15 protein-coding genes and 2 pseudogenes are annotated in these 17389 nt (G+C 70.3%); 10 read left to right on the plus strand and 7 right to left on the minus strand.

The features are described 5' to 3' along the window. Positions 1 to 85: 85 nt before the first annotated feature. Complete coding sequence (locus DMA15_RS21080) at positions 86 to 991, minus strand: DUF3558 domain-containing protein (protein WP_125514336.1); 906 nt, start codon at positions 989 to 991, stop codon at positions 86 to 88. 181 nt (positions 992 to 1172) lie between these two features. Between DMA15_RS21080 and DMA15_RS21085 the strand changes: the two genes are divergently transcribed. Beyond that, positions 1173 to 2366 carry an RtcB family protein gene (locus DMA15_RS21085; RefSeq protein ID WP_125514337.1) on the plus strand — a complete coding sequence of 398 codons (1194 nt, stop codon included), beginning with the start codon at positions 1173 to 1175 and terminating at the stop codon, positions 2364 to 2366. A 278-nt stretch (positions 2367 to 2644) separates the two neighbouring features. Here DMA15_RS21085 and DMA15_RS21095 read toward each other — a convergent pair whose 3' ends face one another. From DMA15_RS21095 to DMA15_RS21110, 4 genes and pseudogenes are all read right to left on the minus strand, one after another. Next, on the minus strand, positions 2645 to 3409 hold the full coding sequence (locus DMA15_RS21095) for an SDR family oxidoreductase (RefSeq protein ID WP_125514338.1): 765 nt from the start codon (positions 3407 to 3409) through the stop codon (positions 2645 to 2647). Positions 3410 to 3497: 88 nt separating this feature from the next. After that, positions 3498 to 3833: a YnfA family protein gene (locus DMA15_RS21100; RefSeq protein ID WP_125514339.1), complete on the minus strand. Its 336-nt coding sequence runs from the start codon at positions 3831 to 3833 to the stop codon at positions 3498 to 3500. 313 nt (positions 3834 to 4146) lie between these two features. Then, positions 4147 to 4671 (minus strand): GNAT family N-acetyltransferase, encoded by a 525-nt coding sequence (locus DMA15_RS21105; protein ID WP_125514340.1) that lies wholly within the window; start codon positions 4669 to 4671, stop codon positions 4147 to 4149. Positions 4672 to 4720: 49 nt separating this feature from the next. Continuing rightward, a pseudogene (locus DMA15_RS21110) lies at positions 4721 to 4840 on the minus strand (GNAT family N-acetyltransferase); the annotation flags it as partial. A 129-nt stretch (positions 4841 to 4969) separates the two neighbouring features. Between DMA15_RS21110 and DMA15_RS21115 the strand changes: the two are divergent. Together DMA15_RS21115 and DMA15_RS21120 are read left to right on the plus strand one after the other, a co-directional pair. Then, entirely contained in the window at positions 4970 to 5686 is a 717-nt protein-coding gene (locus tag DMA15_RS21115; protein ID WP_125514342.1) for a 2'-5' RNA ligase family protein, read from the plus strand. Positions 5687 to 6561: 875 nt separating this feature from the next. Then, positions 6562 to 7983 (plus strand): FG-GAP-like repeat-containing protein, encoded by a 1422-nt coding sequence (locus tag DMA15_RS21120; RefSeq protein ID WP_125514343.1) that lies wholly within the window; start codon positions 6562 to 6564, stop codon positions 7981 to 7983. A 16-nt stretch (positions 7984 to 7999) separates the two neighbouring features. Here the strand turns inward: DMA15_RS21120 and DMA15_RS21125 are convergent. Both DMA15_RS21125 and DMA15_RS21130 read right to left on the minus strand, forming a co-directional pair. Then, a pseudogene (locus DMA15_RS21125) lies at positions 8000 to 8829 on the minus strand (IS5 family transposase). A gap of 44 nt (positions 8830 to 8873) precedes the next feature. Next, the gene (locus DMA15_RS21130) at positions 8874 to 9506 is read right to left on the minus strand and encodes a hypothetical protein (protein ID WP_125514344.1); all 633 of its coding nucleotides are present in this window, start codon (positions 9504 to 9506) and stop codon (positions 8874 to 8876) included. Positions 9507 to 9669: 163 nt separating this feature from the next. Here DMA15_RS21130 and hemL point away from each other — a divergent pair, with 163 nt between their 5' ends. The 7 genes from hemL (at position 9670) to ccsB (ending at position 17386) form a co-directional block, all read left to right on the plus strand. Further along, positions 9670 to 10995 (plus strand): glutamate-1-semialdehyde 2,1-aminomutase, encoded by a 1326-nt coding sequence (gene hemL / locus DMA15_RS21135; protein WP_125514345.1) that lies wholly within the window; start codon positions 9670 to 9672, stop codon positions 10993 to 10995. Continuing rightward, positions 10992 to 11684, plus strand: a complete 693-nt coding sequence (locus tag DMA15_RS21140) for a histidine phosphatase family protein (RefSeq protein WP_125514346.1) — start codon at positions 10992 to 10994, stop codon at positions 11682 to 11684. The genes hemL and DMA15_RS21140 overlap by 4 nt, the downstream gene beginning before the upstream one ends. Positions 11685 to 11865: 181 nt before the next feature. Next, on the plus strand, positions 11866 to 13098 hold the full coding sequence (locus DMA15_RS21145; RefSeq protein WP_206302784.1) for a hypothetical protein: 1233 nt from the start codon (positions 11866 to 11868) through the stop codon (positions 13096 to 13098). Positions 13099 to 13164: 66 nt separating this feature from the next. Beyond that, on the plus strand, positions 13165 to 13812 hold the full coding sequence (locus tag DMA15_RS21150) for a TlpA disulfide reductase family protein (protein WP_125514348.1): 648 nt from the start codon (positions 13165 to 13167) through the stop codon (positions 13810 to 13812). Beyond that, complete coding sequence (locus DMA15_RS21155; protein WP_125514349.1) at positions 13812 to 14576, plus strand: cytochrome c biogenesis protein CcdA; 765 nt, start codon at positions 13812 to 13814, stop codon at positions 14574 to 14576. Before DMA15_RS21150 ends, DMA15_RS21155 begins: the two co-directional genes overlap by 1 nt. A gap of 3 nt (positions 14577 to 14579) precedes the next feature. Further along, positions 14580 to 16298: a cytochrome c biogenesis protein ResB gene (locus DMA15_RS21160; RefSeq protein WP_125514350.1), complete on the plus strand. Its 1719-nt coding sequence runs from the start codon at positions 14580 to 14582 to the stop codon at positions 16296 to 16298. Beyond that, positions 16295 to 17386 (plus strand): c-type cytochrome biogenesis protein CcsB, encoded by a 1092-nt coding sequence (ccsB, locus tag DMA15_RS21165; protein ID WP_125514351.1) that lies wholly within the window; start codon positions 16295 to 16297, stop codon positions 17384 to 17386. Before DMA15_RS21160 ends, ccsB begins: the two co-directional genes overlap by 4 nt. Positions 17387 to 17389 lie beyond the last annotated feature (3 nt).

Below are 17389 nucleotides of genomic sequence, written 5' to 3' on the forward strand. Positions count from 1 at the left end.
CCGGGGCCACGGTACGCGCATGGGGCGGCGGGTGGCTCCGCGTCGAGGGTGCCCGGCTCCTGCCCGTACCCGCCGCGGCCACCGGTCACTCGTCGAAGGTCCCGGCGAGCGCGTCGGCCAGTTCCAGCGCCTTGTCCTGCATTTCCTTGCTGTCGGGGACGTCCGTGCGGCGGCCCGGCTGCTCGTCGTACTCGATGGTGACGATGACGTTCGACGTGCGGAACACCACAGTCACGGTGCGGTGTCGGGTGGCCGAGGCGGCGGTGGTGAGGGCGTCGTCGAGGAAGGCCTCCTCGCCGAGGTCGTCGAGGGTGCGGGGTTCGAGGCCGGGGGGAGGGGTCGCGGGGGCGGTGGCGGGCGACTCGTCGTCGCCGCTCTCCTCCGCGCGGGTGCCCTTGGTGCTCTTGCCGTCCTTGCCGCCCTTGTCGGGTTTGTCGTTGTCGTCCTCGTCGCGGGTCGCGCTTCCGGCGCTCTTGCCGCCCTGGGCCTTGTCGCCCGCGGAGTCGTCGGAGTCGTCGGACTCCCTCCCGCCGGAGCCGGCGGGCTGGGAGAGGTCCGCTTCCCGGAGCTTGGTGGCGTAGACCTCCGTGGCGCGGTCGTCGTCGCTGACCGCGCCGTCGTAGGAGACGACGCGCTCGAAGTCGATGAGGAGGTGGTGGGAGGCGCCGGACGACTCGACCTTCCAGCTGCATCCCACGCGCCGGTCGGTGTCATAGGTGACCGTGGGGGTGCCCTCGTACGCCTTCTCGCGCTGTTCGGTGTCCATCTCCTTGAGGCCGGGCAGCATCGCGTCGAGCGTGCCGGGCTCGACCTCGCCGCAGGGCTCGGGGAGGGTGCGGTACTTGCCCGGCTGGGCGGGAGCGGCCGAGCTGCCGGTGTCGCCCGGTTTGGAGTCGGCGGACTCGTCGCCGCCGCCGGAGCCCGCGGTGCAGCCGACGAGCAGCGCCGCGAGGAGCGCGGCGATACCGGGCACGTAGACCTTCCGCTGCACCGTGAGGGCTCCTCTCGAGGGGGATATTCGGTTGCCGCTGGTGGGCGACCGGTGGACACAATGTCTATCGCACGCGCTGCCGTGGACGCCGGTCCGTCATCCCTTTCGTTGACCTTGGCTCCGGTATTTGCGCTTCATGTGCTTCTAGGCTTGTAGTAAACAACGGGGGAATGAGGACGATATGTCGTACGTAGAGGTTCCTGGGGCGAAGGTACCGATCCGGATGTGGGCCGATCCGGCGTCGGTCGAGGAATCGGCGATGCGCCAGCTGCAGAACGTGGCGACGCTGCCGTGGATCAAGGGCCTGGCGGTCATGCCGGACGTCCACTTCGGCAAGGGCGCGACGGTCGGCTCGGTGATCGCCATGCGGGGCGCGGTCTGCCCGGCGGCGGTCGGTGTCGACATCGGCTGCGGCATGTCGGCGGTCAAGACCTCACTGACCGCGAATGACCTGCCGGGGGATCTCTCGCGGCTGCGGTCGAAGATCGAGCAGGCGATTCCGGTGGGGCGGGGCATGCACGATGATCCCGTCGAGCCGGAGCGCTTCCACGGGATGGCGACCGCGGGGTGGGACGACTTCTGGTCCCGCTTCGACGGGGTCGCCGAAGCGGTCAAATTCCGCCAGGACCGGGCGACAAAGCAGATGGGAACGCTTGGATCCGGAAACCACTTCATCGAGTTCTGTCTCGATGAGGCGGGCGCGGTGTGGCTGATGCTGCACTCCGGTTCGCGGAACATCGGCAAGGAGCTGGCCGACCACCACATCGGCGTGGCCCAGAAGCTCGCGCACAACCAGGGCCTGGTCGACCGCGACCTGGCCGTCTTCATCGCGGACACCCCGCAGATGGCGGCGTACCGGAACGACCTGTTCTGGGCGCAGGAGTACGCGAAGCACAACCGCGCCCTCATGATGGCGCTCTTCCAGGACGTGGTCCGCAAGGAGTTCCGGAAGGCGAAGGTGACCTTCGAGCCGGTGATCTCCTGCCACCACAACTACGTCAGCGAGGAGCGGTACGACGGGATGGACCTGCTGGTCACCCGCAAGGGCGCGATCCGTGCCGGAAGCGGTGACTTCGGGATCATCCCGGGCTCGATGGGCACGGGCTCGTACATCGTGAAGGGCCTCGGCAACGAAGCGTCCTTCAACTCCGCCTCCCACGGCGCCGGCCGGCGCATGAGCCGGGGCGCGGCCAAGCGCCGCTTCACGGCGAAGGACCTGGAGGAGCAGACGCGGGGCGTCGAGTGCCGCAAGGACTCGGGTGTCGTGGACGAGATCCCGGGTGCGTACAAGCCGATCGAGAAGGTCATCGATCAGCAGCGTGACCTCGTCGAGGTCGTGGCGAAGCTGAAGCAGGTCATCTGCGTGAAGGGGTGAGCGCGGGCCGCCCGGCCGCCGTGGGGGCCGGGCGATCCGTCGGGCGCCGCTGCCGTCGAGTTCCGCCGCGTGGCGGGCGCGGGCGGCGGTGAGGGCCTTGTCGAAGTCGCGCTGGGTGTCGTCGCACCAGTGGAGCAGGTCGGCGAGGACGCGCTGGAGGGTTTCGCTCGGGCTGTCGCGCCAGCCTTCCTCCGAGAGCGTGTACGCCTGGAGCGCCTCGGCCGCCCGGCGGGAGGCGGCGTCGCGGGGTGAGGTCGTCTCGCGGGGTGGGGTCGGCATCAAAGCTCCCTGTGCACCTTGGTGTTGGAGGCCTGGGCCCGGGGGCGGACCACCAGCAGGTCGATGTTGACGTGGGGCGGGCGGGTGACCGCCCAGGTGATCGTCTCCGCCACGTCCTCGGCCGTGAGCGGCTCGGCGACGCCCGCGTAGACCTTTGAGGCCTTGTCGGAGTCGCCGCCGAAGCGGGTCAGCGCGAACTCCTCCGTCTTGACCATGCCGGGCGCGACCTCGATGACGCGGACCGGGGTGCCGACGATCTCCAGGCGGAGGGTCTCCGCGAGGACGTGCTCGGCGTGCTTGGCGGCGACGTAGCCGCCTCCGCCCTCGTACGTGCCGTGCCCGGCGGTCGAGGAGAGGACGACCACCGTGCCGTCGCCGCTCGCGGTGAGCGCGGGCAGCAGGGCCTGCGTGACGTTCAGCGTGCCGATGACGTTCGTCTCGTACATCTGGCGCCAGTCGGCCGGGTCGCTGGTGGCGACGGGGTCCGCGCCGAGCGCGCCGCCCGCGTTGTTCACCAGGACCGCGATCTTCTTGAACGCCGTCGCGAAGGTGTCCACCGCCGCGCGGTCGGTGACGTCCAGCGCGTACGCCATCGCGTCGTGCCCCGCGTCGGTCAGCTCGGCGGCCAGTGCCTCGATGCGGTCCTTGCGGCGGGCGGTGAGGACGACGCGGTAGCCGGCGGCGGCGAGGCCGCGGGCGGTGGCGGCGCCGATGCCGCTGCTGGCGCCGGTGACGATCGCGATGCGCTTGGCGGCGGCGGTCATGGTGCGCTCCTTGGGCTGGGGGAGGTCAAGGCGGCCGGTGGGCGGCGGGGTTGGTCCAGCCGTCCGCCAGCCAGGATAGGCGGGCACGTCAGCGGGCTCGCGGGGCGTACATGATCACGGCCATTCCCGCGAGGCAGATCAGGGCGCCGATCACGTCCCAGCGGTCGGGGCGGTAGCCGTCCGCGACCATGCCCCAGGCGAGCGAGCCCGCGACGAAGACTCCTCCGTAGGCGGCGAGGATGCGGCCGAACTCGGCGTCGGGCTGGAGGGTGGCCACGAAGCCGTAGACGCCGAGGGCGAGGACGCCGGCGCCGATCCAGGCCCAGCCGCGGTGCTCGCGGACTCCCTGCCAGATGAGCCAGGCGCCGCCGATTTCGAAGAGGGCGGCGAGGAGGAAGAGGGGGGCGGAGCGGGCGATGAGCATGGGGGCAGAGTGACATAGCTGGCGGGGCGCCTTGGGCTGGCGGGGCAGCTTGGGAGTGCCCGTCCCCCTGCGTTGCGGGGGAGCTCCCCACCCACCCGCCCCTCGCCGGTGCCCCCGCCCGGTCCGCCGTACCGCGAGGGAGTTCCCCACCCACCCGCCCCCGCCCGTACGGCACTCGCCCGGTGCCGCGAAACGGGTGGGAGGGTGGGGAAGCATCCGCCGCGAAGCGGCGGAACAGGCTCGCCCACGACGGCGCGCTGCTGGCAAGGGAGTAACGCCAGACCCCCTGCGGCGCACAAGGCGCCGGGCAAGATCAGCCGGTGCTCAAGGCGAGACGCCAGTCATTGCAGGGATGCCAGTTCCCCTTCGGATACTCGACGGTCGAAGCCCCCCGCAGGGTGAAGCCCGCCCTGCGGCACACCCCGTTGGACGCCGCGTGCCCCGTCGCCGGGAACGCGTGGAGGTAGGCGTGACGCCCCGCCGCCCTCGCCTCCCCGGCGACCAGCCGCGCCGCGCCCGCAGCGACCCCCCGGCCCTGGAACTCGGGCAGGACCCCCCACCCGGTCTCCCAGACCGTCTCGCCCTGCCAGGTCGTCTCCCAGTACCCGATCACCCCGGCCGTCTCACCGCCCAGCGTGATGCGGAACATCCGGCCGAAGGGACCGTCGGGCCCGCCGAGGCGCAGATAGCGAAGATGGCGGTCCGCGAGCTTATCCGGCGTCTCGGGGCCGCCCAAGTGCTCCGTCATTTCGGGGGTGTTGAGACCCGTGAGGAGCGCCAGGCCCCCCTCGTCCGACCAGGGTTCGAGGCGCAGGTCCGGCTGCTGTGATCGCTCCATGCCCCCACGCTAAGGGCGAGGTCCGACAACGGAACCTGCTCACCGGGTCTCAGAGCTCCTTGACCATGACCGCGTACACCGGGGAGTCGCCGAACGGTTGCTGCTCGCCGGCTTTGACATACCCCCACGACTCGTAGAGCCCCTGCACCTTGGGGTGGGTCACGTCGACGGGATCTGTACGAGCGAGCAGCCCCTTGGCGGTCCCGGCCGGCGGTGCGCGAGTATGGCGAAAAGCTCCGCGCCTGGGGCCGTCGGCTCCCGCCTGCCGAGGCGGGGTGATCACAAGGGAGTTCGCCGGGTGTCTTGGCCGCACATCCAGCTCAGCGCCGACCCCGCAGCCTTCCCTGCCCACCCGCCGGCCGACCTGAGTGACCCGGCGGTGATCGCGGCGCATGACCAGGCCGCCTTCGACGCCATAGAGACCATGGTCGATCACTGGGACCGGCCCGGCTGGACGGGACAGACCCGGGCGTACTACTGGATGCTCACCTTCCCCGACAACCCAGCACTTGCCGACGTCGCTCTGCGCTGCCAGCGGCACCTCGCGCCGCTCGGCCTGGATCCGGTCCCCGACGACGGGTTGCACATCACGCTCACCCGCGTTGGTTCCGCCGCAGCGCTGCCGCTGCCCCGTCTCGATGACGTCATCAGCGCGGCGGTCCCGCTTCTCCCGGCGGCCTTCCGCCTGCGGGCGGTCCCGCTCGCGGGTTCTCGGGGAGCCGTACGTCTGACGGTCGCCCCTTGGGGGCCGGTACTGGCGCTGCACGCGGCCCTCAGCGAGTCCATGGCTCCGCTGGGGCGGGCACCCCGCAAGCCGACCGCGCTGTTCCGCCCCCACCTGAGCCTGGCCTACAACAACCGGCCACGCCCCGCCGCCCCGGTCATCGAGGCGGTCACCCCACTCCGGGGCCTTGCACCAGTCGATCTGCACGTCCAGGAAGTGCAGTTGGTGGAGCTGCGACGCGAGGACCGCGCCTATCGGTGGAACGTCGTCAAGAGCCTGCCGCTCGGCTGACTGCCATGTCGTACTGCGTTGCGTCGTCCACGCAGGGGACGACGTCGGCCGGCACGGTACGGACCCGGTCACGGGCCGGGGCGAGCGGCGGCGACCGGCCAGGGCCATCCAGTGCTTTCGGTCGGACGAACAGTGCTTCCGGTCGGACGAATGGGCGTGACCCAAAGGCTCCGCTTGTCCGCAGCACGTCTCCACGCCGTCCGGCCGACGCTCATCCGCCGCCCGACTGGCGGGAAGACGGCGTAGCGACGGCGTGGAAAAGGGGTCGGGGCAATGACGGCCACCACCCTCCGCCCCGGTTGCTCCCAGCCCGTGCGAGGCGGACGCTTTCACCAACCGATTCTCCTCCTGGCGCGCTGCGCCGACGGAGGCCAAGGAGGCATTCGCCGCTGCCAACGCCGCGGCGTGGCGGGAGATCGCTCACGCCGATGCCGCACCCTGGACGGCTGTGATGGCCGCCCATGCGGCGGCCTTCCACGCTCACCTGCAAGCCACGCTCGGTACGTTCCCCGCCCGCTGACGATCACGGCGGGAGTCACCTGCGCTGACCACCACTGCGTGTAAGCGGCTGGATGACCGCAGAGCCGCCCGACGCCCGCCGGCTCTCCGGTCAACTGTCCCGGCGAGCGCCGCGTTTCGGTGTGCCGCACCCCGAACGGAGCCGCCCCGGACCTGGCCTGCCCTCCGGGGCGGCGGCGGTCAGGAGGCCGCTCATGAGACCGGCGGCGAAGGCGGCAGACCGGCCCCACCAGGTTGAGGCAAGGATTCCGTTTCTGGTGGTTCACAGGTGTGCAACCCTCGCGTCACCTCGGCTGTCTCCTCTCTGCGGGCCCTGATCAACCTGATCCGAAGGGCCACCAGTCTCAGGAGGAACAGTGCGTCGCTCCCTCGTCGTCGCCATCGCGGCCGCCGCCATCGCCGCGCCGCTGGCGGTAGGCACCGCCACCGCGTCCGCAGCGCCCCGGGCGGAGGCGGCCAAGACCCCGGTCGTCGACTTCAACAAGGACGGGTACGCCGACCTGGCGCTCGGAGCGGCGCACGCGACGGTCGGCGGGAAGCAGGAAGCCGGATACGTGGCCGTGGTGTACGGGTCGAAGGGCGGCGCCGACCAGGCACGCCGGAAGGTCGTCGACCGGTCCAGCGCGGGGGTGCCCGGGGGCGTCAGCAAGCACGGGGCCTTCGGCCGCGAGCTGACCGCCGCCGACCTCGACGGGGACGGCTACACCGACTTGGTCGTCGGCGCCGGTAAAGGCGGCACCGTGGTGCTGTGGGGCTCCGCCGCCGGGCTCACGGACGCGGCCGCCCGACTGCCGGGCGCGGTCGGCTCCCTGGCCGTCGGCGACTTCGACGGCGACGGGCACCGCGACCTGGTGACGCATGATTACAAGGCCACGCCCGAGAGCGACAACCCCGGCATGACCGTCTGGTACGGGCCGTTCACGCGCGGCGGCGAGGCGGCCAGGAAGGACGATATCGGGTTCGAACGGTTTCCCGAGCTGGACGGGTTCGTCGCGGGCGACATGGACGGCGACGGCGTCGACGACCTCGTCACCAGCCACAGCTTTGAGGACCTGGCGTTCAGCAGCCGCTTCTGGAAGGGCGGCGCGTCCGGCCTCGGCCACACGGCCAAGGACCTCAAGGCCTCCGTGGGCGGCGCCGTCGCGGACGTGGACGGCGACGGCTACGGCGACTTCGTCACCCGCGACAACGGCCCCTTCGACGACGACAACGAGCGTGACAAGGGCACCGTCCGCGTCGACTACGGCAGCAAGGACGGGCCCGCCGCCACCCGCACCGTGAAGATCACCCAGGACAGCCCGGGCGTCCCGGGCGTGGGTGAGGACGGCGACCAGTTCGGCGCCTCGATCAGCGCGGGCGACGTCAACGGCGACGGCTACGCCGACATCGCCGTCGGCGTCCCCGGCGAGGACGTCACCGCGAGCGGCAAGAACGTCCGGGACAGCGGCAACGTCGTCCTGCTCAAGGGCGCCAGGAGCGGCCTCGGCGGCAAGGGCTCCCAGTCCTTCACCCAGACCACGCCCGGCGTCCCCGGCGCCTCCGAGAAGGGCGACAAGTTCGGCGCCGAGGTCTCGCTCGCCGACGTAAACGGCGACAAGAAGGCCGACCTGACCGTCACCGCCCCCGGGGAGGATGGCACGTACCGGGACTCCGGTGCCGCCTGGGTGTTCAAGGGCGCGGCCACCGGCCTGACGACGGCCGGGATCAGCTCCTTCGACCCGGCCGCGCTCGGCGCCCCGGAGAAGGACGCCCGCCTGGGCTCGCGCCTGGCGCGCTAGGTCCTGTCGTCAAATGTCACGCCCACATCAGGAGCGATGCCAAGGTGACGGCTGCTTCGTAGGACCGGGCGGTCTTGTCGTAGCGGGTGGCGATACCGCGCCACTGCTTGAGGCGGTTGAAGCACCGTTCCACGACGTTGCGGTGCTTGTGGACCTCACGGTCGAAGCCCGGCGGGCGGCCTCCACGGCTGCCTCGCCGGGCCCGGTTGCCGACCTGGTCGGCCCGCTCGGGAATCGTGTGCGGTATGCCCTTGCGGCGGAGCCAGGTGCGGATCACCTTCGAGCTGTAGCCCTTGTCGCCCAGGACGTGATCGGGCCGGGTGCGGGGCCGCCCCGGTCCGATCCGGGGCACCCGGACCGCTTCCATCACGGCGGTGAACCGGGTGCAGTCGTTGATGTTGCCACCGGTGACGACGAAGCCGAGCGGACGGCCCCTGCCGTCACAGGCCGGGTGAATCTTGCTGGTCAGCCCGCCTCGGGAACGGCCAAGGGCCGGGTCGCAGAGCCCCCTTTTCGAGCTCCGGCCACATGCTGGTGGGCCCGGACGACCGTGGAATCGACCGACACCAGCCACTCGATGTCTCCCGCCGCGTCCGCCTTCGCCTGCGCAGCCCGCAGCATCCGGTCGAACGTCCCGTCCGCCACCCACCTGCGAAAACGCGTATGCAGCGTGGCCCACGGCCCGTAACGCTCGGGCACGTCCCGCCAGGCCGTCCCGGTCCGGAACTTCCACACGATCCCGTTCAGGACCCTGCGGTCATCCAGCCGCTTACGCCCCCGCAACGACTCGGGCAGCAGCGGCCGGACGAACTCCCACTCAGCATCGGACAGTTCATGACGACGTATCACAACACCATGATCCGCCAGCGGTGATCATTTGAAGACACTGCCTAGGGCCACACCAAGCAGTAGGCCTGATGCCCCGCGTCATGCAACCGATGGCTGAAGTCCTGCCACTCGTGGAGGAGTTGGTAGACGTTGAACGCGTCGCGGGGGCCGCCGCGGTCCGGGACCGTGGACCATATGAAGGCCGCGGCGCCCACCGACTCCTCGCCGATGCCGCGCAGCGGGTCCACGACCGTCATGGGGAGTTTCACCACGGCGTAGTCGGGGTGCAGGACGACCAGTTCCAGCGGGGGGACCTGGTGCAGGGGTATGCCCTCGATGCCGGTAAGGACCATCGCGGCCATCGTCTCGGGCTTGATCTTCGTGAACATGCCGCCCATGCCCAGTTCGTCGCCGCCCAGCTCCTCGGGCCGCATGGAGATGGGCACCCGGGCCGCGGTCGCGCCGTTCGGAGCCCCGAAGTACTTGTACGTCACCCCCACCCCGCCACTCCTGCTGCTCATCCGGTCCTGCCGGGGATCGCCGGACTCGCTCCGCGCCTGGTCATACGCCTCGTCATACGTCTGGTCGGGCGCCTGCGCCGGTGGCGCCTGAGCCTCGCGTCGGTGCTTGCCCCGCCGGGCACGCCGGGGGCCCAGGCCGTCGGTCCCCTCGCCCAGTCCGCCACCGCGCTGCATATCTCCACCCGACTGATTTCCAGGGCGGCACGGCCCTGTCTTTTCTAGGCCTCGCGGCCCCCGCCACGCAACCCGATCATCGTGTCAGTGACCTCCCCCACGGTCACCCTCTAAAACGTGGAGTGAAACACCTGTCCGCAGGATGTCCGGACCCTCTGACACCATGGCTCGTGTGAGCTTCCCGTATAGCGCCCCAGTTTCGCAGACTCTTTTCGACCGTGCGGCGGCCGTGACGCCCGGCGGTGTGAACTCTCCCGTGCGCGCGTTCCGCGCTGTGGGTGGTACGCCCCGTTTCATGGTGTCCGGTACCGGTCCGTACCTGACTGACGCCGACGGCCGCGAGTACGTCGACCTCGTGTGTTCGTGGGGTCCGATGATCCTCGGGCACTCCCACCCCGAGGTGATCGCCGCCGTGCAGGAGGCCGTCGCCCGCGGCACCTCCTTCGGCACGCCGGGCGAGGGCGAGGTCGCGCTCGCCGAGGAGATCGTGGCCCGCATCGAGCCGGTGGAGCAGGTGCGGCTCGTCTCCAGCGGCACCGAGGCGACCATGTCCGCCATCCGTCTCGCCCGCGGCTTCACCGGCCGCGCCAAGGTGGTCAAGTTCGCCGGCTGCTACCACGGGCACGTCGACGCCCTGCTGGCCGCCGCCGGTTCGGGCGTGGCGACCCTCGGTCTTCCCGACACCCCGGGCGTCACCGGCGCGCAGGCGGGCGACACCATCGTCGTGCCGTACAACGACCTGGACGCCGTGCGCGCCGCGTTCGCCGCGCACGAGGGCCAGATCGCCTGCGTCATCACCGAGGCCTCGCCGGGCAACATGGGCGTCGTACCGCCGGGAGAGGGCTTCAACCAGGGCCTCGCGGACCTGTGCCGCGAGAACGGCGCGCTGTACATCTCCGACGAGGTCATGACCGGCTTCCGTACGTCGAAGGCCGGCTGGTACGGCGTCGACGGCGTGCGGCCCGACCTGATGACCTTCGGCAAGGTCATGGGCGGCGGCTTCCCCGCCGCGGCCTTCGGCGGGCGCGCCGACGTCATGGCGCACCTCGCCCCGGCCGGCCCCGTCTACCAGGCGGGCACCCTCTCCGGGAACCCGGTCGCCACGGCCGCGGGCCTCGCGCAGCTGCGGCTCCTGGACGATGCCGCGTACGAGAAGGTCGACGCGGTCTCGGAGCGGCTGCGGGGGCTGGTGAGCGAGGCGCTGGGCAAGGAGGGCGTCGCGCACACCGTGCAGAACGCCTCCAACATGTTCTCCGTCTTCTTCACCGCGAACGAAGTGAGGAACTACGCCGACGCCAAGGCGCAGGAGTCCTTCCGCTTTACCGCCTTCTTCCACTCGATGCTGTCGCAGGGCGTCTATCTGCCGCCCTCCGCCTTCGAGTCCTGGTTCGTCTCCACCGCCCACGACGAGCGGGCGATCGAGCGGATCGCCGCCGCCCTGCCGGCTGCCGCGCGCGCCGCCGCGGAAGCGACGGAGGCCACCGCATGAGCGCCACCGCGGTGGGCGACGAGCTGACCGTCGTCCATCTGATGCGCCACGGCGAGGTGCACAACCCCGACGGGATCCTCTACGGGCGGCTGCCCGACTACCACCTCTCGGAGCTGGGCCGGCGCATGGCCGACCGCGTCGCCGAGCACCTCTCCCAGCGTGACGTCACGCATGTCGTGGCCTCGCCGCTCGACCGCGCCCAGGAGACGGCCACGCCGATCGCCAAGGTGCACGGCCTGGACCTCGCCACCGACGCCCGGCTCATCGAGGCGGGCAACGTCTTCGAGGGCAAGACCTTCGGGGTCGGCGACGGCGCCCTGAAGAACCCCGAGAACTGGCGGCACCTGGTCAACCCCTTCAAGCCGTCCTGGGGCGAGCCGTACATCGAGCAGGTCGTACGGATGATGGGCGCCCTGGACGCGGCCAAGGACGCGGCCCGCGGGCACGAGGCGGTCTGCGTCAGCCACCAGCTGCCGATCTGGATCGTGCGCAGCTTCGTGGAGAAGCGGCGCCTGTGGCACGACCCGCGCAAGCGGCAGTGCACGCTCGCCTCGCTGACCACGTTCACCTACCGCGGCGACAAAATCGTTTCGGTGGGTTACTCGGAGCCTGCCCGGGACCTCGTGCCCGCGCATCTCCTCGCGGGCGCCAAGCCGGTGAAGGGCAAGAGCAAGGCCTTCGGGGCCTGAACACCCTCTTCATCGACGTCGCGTAATCGCTTCGGCACTGTAAGTCCCTTTCGGGTAAAGCGCGGTAAATAATCCGCGATGTACAGGAACCCCACTGTTCGTCGCGCCCTCTCACAGGGCGTCCCTCCCGCAAGCCGGATACGGCGGGACGGACCCAAGGGCGCGACGAATGGGGATGGGAATGCGCGACTTCAGCCGCAGGGGAATGCTCGGGCTCGGAGCCGGTGCCGCGGCGGCTTTCGGGCTCGCGGCATGCGGCACCGGAGGCGACGGGGATTCCTCGGGGCCCGCGGACAAGGCGAAGGACGGGCGGGCCGAGCCCGGAAAGCACCCGGCCAAGCCGATCGGTGACGGATCGACCTCCTACACCGGCAAGCAGCCCAAACAGCCGGGCAAGCCCGTGCCGCTCGAACCCGGTGAGACGCCCCCGCAGTTCGTGGTCTTCTCCTGGGACGGCGCCGGCGAGGTCGGCAACGGCCTCTTCCCGCGCTTTCTGAAGCTGGCCGAGGACCACAACGCGCACATGACGTTCTTCCTCTCCGGGCTTTATCTGCTCCCGGAATCGAAGAAGCGCATGTACCGCCCGCCGAACAATGCGGTCGGCGCCTCCGACATCGGTTATCTCACCGACGGTCACATCAAGGACACGCTGAAGTACGTGCGGCAGGCCTGGCTCGAGGGCCATGAAATCGGCACGCACTTCAACGGGCACTTCTGCACGGGCACGGGAACGGTCGCCAACTGGACGCCCGCGCAATGGCAGGACGAGATCGACCAGGCCAAGTCCTTCGTGAAGAAGTGGCGTACGAATACCGGCTGGACCGATCTGCCCTCGCTGCCCTTCGACTACGACAAGGAACTCGTCGGCGGCCGCACGCCCTGTCTGCTCGGCCAGAACAATCTGCTGCCGACCGCGAAGAAGCTCGGCTGGCGCTACGACGCCTCCTCGCCCGGCGGCCGCCAGCGCTGGCCCCAGAAGAAGATGGGCGTATGGGACCTGCCGCTCCAGGCGGTGCCCTTCCCCGGCCACTCCTTCGAGGTCCTGTCGATGGACTACAACATCCTCGCCAACCAGTCGCAGAACTCCACGAAGGCGCCGCCCCACAACTACCCGGGCTGGCGCAAGCAGGCCACCGAGGCCTACATATCCGGGTTCAAGCGGGCCTACGAGACCAACCGTGCCCCGTTCTTCATAGGCAACCACTTCGAGGAGTGGAACGGCGGCATCTACATGGACGCCGTCGAGGAGGCCCTGAAGCACATCGCGGGCAAGAAGGACGTACGCCTCGTCTCCTTCCGGCAGTTCGTCGACTGGCTCGACGTACAGGACCCCAAGGTGCTCGCGCAGCTCCAGGGACTCGATGTCGGCCGGCCGCCCGCGGGTGGCTGGAAGGGACTCGGAAAGGCCGCCTGAAATGGGACTTTCCGCAACCGCGGGGGGTGCGGAAGATCCCCGAAACAGACATGCGAAACTTTTCACATGAGTGCCGCCTGCCGCGCCCCCCAGAGCACGAACCGCAGCCGTAGCCGCCGCCCCGGCGGCCGTGGCCGCGCGACCCTCCTCGCCGCGGGCGCCGCGGCCGCCGCTCTGGCACTGTCGGCCTGCGGCTCGGGCGGGATGTCGGGCGGCTCCGGCAACACCAACTTCGTGGCGGGCAAGGACGGCATCTCCACCGCGAAGAAGGGGGACCGCAAGGCGCTCCCCGAGCTGGACGGCGAGACCCTCGACGGCGAGAAGCTGGACATCGCCGACGCCTACAAGGGCAAGGTCCTCGTCATCAACGTCTGGGGCTCCTGGTGCGCCCCCTGCCGGGCCGAGGCGCCGAACTTCGTGAAGGTCGCCAAGGAGAAGAAGGCCAAGGGCGTCGAGTTCGTCGGGATCAACACCCGCGACCCCGAGCGCGGCCCGGCGCTCGCCTTCGAGAAGGCGCACGAGGTGCCCTACCCGAGCGTGTACGACCCGACGGGCAAGCTGATGCTGCGCTTCCCCCGGGGCTCGCTCAACCCCAACGCCATCCCCTCCACGCTCGTCGTCGACCGGGACGGGAAGATCGCGGCCCGCACGCAGCAGCCCCTCAACGAGGCGAAGCTGCGCAAGATGATCGACCCCGTGGTCGCGGAGAAGTGATGCTCACGCTCGCGGCCGTCGCCGGCACGAACCAGACCGTGATGAGCGGGGCCCTGCTCCTCGCGATCCCGGTCGCCGTGCTCGGTGGGCTCATCTCCTTCTTCTCTCCCTGTGTCCTGCCCCTCGTGCCCGGCTATCTGTCGTACGTCACCGGGGTCAGCGGCCAGGACCTCGGCGAGGCGCGGCGCGGCCGGATGGCGGCCGGCGCCTCCCTCTTCGTCCTCGGCTTCACCGTCGTCTTCGTCTCCGCGACCGTCTTCTTCGGGGCGCTGGGGCGCACGCTCAGGGAGCACCAGAGCACCATCAACACGGTGCTCGGTGTGGTGATGATCGTGCTCGGGCTCTTCTTCATGGGGCTCATGCCGTGGCTGACCCAGCGCGAGTTCCGCTTCCACAAGCGGCCCGCCGTCGGACTGATCGGGGCCCCGGTCGTGGGCGCCCTCTTCGCCGTCGGCTGGACGCCGTGCATCGGCCCGACGCTCGCCTCGGTCCTCACGCTCGCCGCGGACGACGGCGACCCGCAGCGCGGCGCGGTGCTCGGAGTCGCGTACTCCCTGGGGCTCGGCATCCCGTTCATCCTCGCGGCCGTCGCCTTCCGCAAGGCGCTCGGCGCCTTCGGCTGGGTCAAGCGGCACTATGCGTGGGTGATGCGCGTCGGCGGCGTCATGATGATCGCGACCGGCCTGCTGCTCGTCACCGGAGTGTGGGACAGCATGGTGCAGCAGATGCAGGTCTGGACGAGCAGTTACAGCGTGGGGATCTGATCCATGAGCAAGACCGAAGCCCCCGGGCAGCGAGACGACCTCGGTGCCGCGGGCGAGCACCTGTCGACCGCTCCCCAGGAGGAGTCGCCGAACCTGCCCTCCCTGGGGGTGATCGGCTGGCTGCGCTGGTTCTGGCGGCAGCTGACCTCGATGCGGGTCGCGCTGATCCTGCTCCTGCTGCTCTCCCTGGGCGCGATCCCAGGGTCGCTGATCCCGCAGAGCAACGTCGACGAGCTGAAGGTCCAGGACTTCAAGGACCGGCACACCACGCTCGGGCCGCTCTACGACAAGCTCCAGCTCTTCGACGTCTACAGCTCGGTGTGGTTCTCCGCGATCTACATCCTGCTCTTCGTCTCCCTCATCGGCTGCATCGTGCCCCGCACCTGGCAGTTCGTCGGCCAGCTCCGCGGCCGCCCGCCGGGCGCCCCCAAGAAGCTGACGCGGCTGCCCGCGTACACGACGTGGCGTACGGAGGCCGAGCCCGAGCAGGTGCACGGCGCCGCGCTCGCCCTGCTCAAGCAGCGGCGCTTCCGGGCGGACCTCACCGCGGACTCGGTCGCCGCCGAGAAGGGCTATCTGCGCGAGGCCGGGAACCTCGTCTTCCACATCGCGCTGATCGTGATGCTGATCGCCTTCGCCGCCGGACAGCTCCTCAAGTCCGAGGGCGGCAAGCTGGTCATGGAGGGCGACGGCTTCTCCAACACCCTCAGCCAGTACGACGACTTCAAGTCCGGCAGCCTCTTCGACACCGACGACCTGGCGCCGTTCCACTTCAGGCTCGACGACTTCCAGGGCACGTACGAGAAGTCGGGCCCCAACCGCGGCACGCCCCGCACCTACCGGGCGAACGTCACCTACAGCGAGGGCGCCGACGGCCCCGAGAAGAAGAAGTCGATCGAGGTCAACAAGCCGCTGGAGGTCGACGGCTCGAAGGTCTACCTCATCGGCCACGGCTACGCCCCCAAGGTCACCGTCCGCGACCCCAAGGGCAAGGTGGTCTACGAGGCCGCCGTGCCGCTGCTGCCCATCGACCAGAACGGCACCGCGACCGGCGCCATCAAGGTCCTCGACGGCTACAAGAACAAGAAGGGCGACAAGGAGCAGCTCGGCTTCAACGCCTTCTTCGTGCCGACCTTCGCGGGCGAGGGCAAGGGCCAGATGTTCTCGCAGTTCCCCGCCGCCGACTTCCCCGTCCTCGCGCTCTCCGCGTACCACGGCAGCCTCGGCGTCGACTCCGGTGTCCCGCAGAACGTGTACCAGCTGGACACCCGGAAGATGAAGAAGTTCAAGGACTCCCAGGGCGAGCTGTTCAAGAAGCGGCTGCTGCCCGGCGAGACGATGGAGCTGCCGAACGGCGCCGGGTCGATCACCTTCGAGAAGGACCTCAAGGAGTGGGCGACCTTCCAGATCTCGCAGGAGCCCGGCTCCGTGTGGGCGCTGGGCGGCGCTCTCGCCGCGATCGCGGGCCTCGCCGGATCGCTGTTCATCCAGCGCCGCCGCGTGTGGGTGCGGGCGGTGCGGGGCGCCGACGGCGTCACGGTCGTGGAGATGGCGGGCCTCGGCCGCAGCGAGTCCGCGAAGCTCCCCGAGGAACTGTCCGACCTCGCCGCGCACCTGCACGAGAAGGCGCCGAGCGCGCCGGACCCCCACCCAGACCCGGACGCGGAAGCCGCCTCCGACTCCGACCCCGATGCCGTACCTGCCGAAGGGGCTGAGAAGTGAATCTCGCCGCCACCCTGGCCGCCGAACCGAACGAGGACCTCGCGCACATCAGCAACGTGCTGATCTACTCCGCGATGGCCGTCTACCTCCTGGCCTTCTTCGCGCACATGGCGGAGTGGCTCTTCGGCAGCCGCAGCAAGGTCGCCCGCACCGCCGCCGCCCTCACCCCGAGCAAGACCGCGGCCGCGGCGCCCGCGGTGGCCGTCAAGGCCAAGGGCGGCACCGCCACCCTGGAGCGCCCGCAGGTCGTCACGCGGTCCGTGACCGGGTCCCGGGACGTGCCGGACGGGCCCGGCGCCGCGGCCGGGGACGAGAAGGGTGACCTGTACGGCCGTATCGCGGTCTCCCTCACCGTGCTCGCGTTCCTGCTGGAGTTCGGCGGGGTGCTCACCCGCGCCCTGTCGGTGCGGCGGGCGCCGTGGGGCAACATGTACGAGTTCAGCATCACCTTCTCCACGGTCGCCGTGGGCGTGTACCTGGTGCTGATGGCGCTGAAGAAGAACATCGCCTGGCTGGGCCTGCCGCTCGTCACGACGATCCTGCTCGACCTCGGTCTCGCCGTCACCGTCCTGTACACCTCAAGCGACCAGCTGGTCCCGGCCCTGCACTCGTACTGGCTGTGGATCCACGTCTCCACGGCGATCTTCTGCGGCGCGGTCTTCTACGTCGGCTTCGTCGCGACGATGCTCTACCTCTTCCGGGACAGCTACGAGGCGAAGCTCCAGAGCGGCGGGCGGCCCGGCAAGTTCGCCACGTCGGTGATGGAGCGGCTGCCCGCCGCGGCCTCGCTCGACAAGTTCTCCTACCGCCTGAACGCGGCGATCTTCCCGCTGTGGACGTTCACGATCATCGCGGGCGCGATCTGGGCGGGCGACGCCTGGGGCCGCTACTGGGGCTGGGACCCCAAGGAGGTCTGGTCCTTCATCACCTGGGTCGCGTACGCCTGTTACCTCCACGCCCGCGCCACCGCCGGCTGGAAGGGCCGCAAGGCCGCCTACCTGGCCCTCATCGCCTTCGCCTGCTGGCTGTTCAACTACTACGGAGTCAACATCTTCGTCACCGGCAAGCACTCGTACGCCGGGGTCTGACCC

The sequence above is a fragment of the Streptomyces sp. WAC 01529 genome (genome assembly GCF_003945545.1).
Classification (GTDB): Bacteria; Actinomycetota; Actinomycetes; order Streptomycetales; family Streptomycetaceae; genus Streptomyces; species Streptomyces anatolicus.

Bases quoted from the DNA above. Each gene is read 5' to 3' on its own strand.
- DMA15_RS21085 (WP_125514337.1), top strand. From the start codon at position 1,173: ATGTCGTACGTAGAGGTTCCTGGGGCGAAGGTACCGATCCGGATGTGG.
- DMA15_RS21095 (WP_125514338.1), bottom strand. From the start codon at position 3,409: ATGACCGCCGCCGCCAAGCGCATCGCGATCGTCACCGGCGCCAGCAGC.
- DMA15_RS21100 (WP_125514339.1), bottom strand. From the start codon at position 3,833: ATGCTCATCGCCCGCTCCGCCCCCCTCTTCCTCCTCGCCGCCCTCTTC.
- DMA15_RS21105 (WP_125514340.1), bottom strand. From the start codon at position 4,671: ATGGAGCGATCACAGCAGCCGGACCTGCGCCTCGAACCCTGGTCGGAC.
- DMA15_RS21130 (WP_125514344.1), bottom strand. From the start codon at position 9,506: ATGCAGCGCGGTGGCGGACTGGGCGAGGGGACCGACGGCCTGGGCCCC.
- hemL (WP_125514345.1), top strand. From the start codon at position 9,670: ATGGCTCGTGTGAGCTTCCCGTATAGCGCCCCAGTTTCGCAGACTCTT.
- DMA15_RS21140 (WP_125514346.1), top strand. From the start codon at position 10,992: ATGAGCGCCACCGCGGTGGGCGACGAGCTGACCGTCGTCCATCTGATG.
- DMA15_RS21145 (WP_206302784.1), top strand. From the start codon at position 11,866: ATGCGCGACTTCAGCCGCAGGGGAATGCTCGGGCTCGGAGCCGGTGCC.
- DMA15_RS21150 (WP_125514348.1), top strand. From the start codon at position 13,165: ATGAGTGCCGCCTGCCGCGCCCCCCAGAGCACGAACCGCAGCCGTAGC.
- DMA15_RS21155 (WP_125514349.1), top strand. From the start codon at position 13,812: ATGCTCACGCTCGCGGCCGTCGCCGGCACGAACCAGACCGTGATGAGC.
- DMA15_RS21160 (WP_125514350.1), top strand. From the start codon at position 14,580: ATGAGCAAGACCGAAGCCCCCGGGCAGCGAGACGACCTCGGTGCCGCG.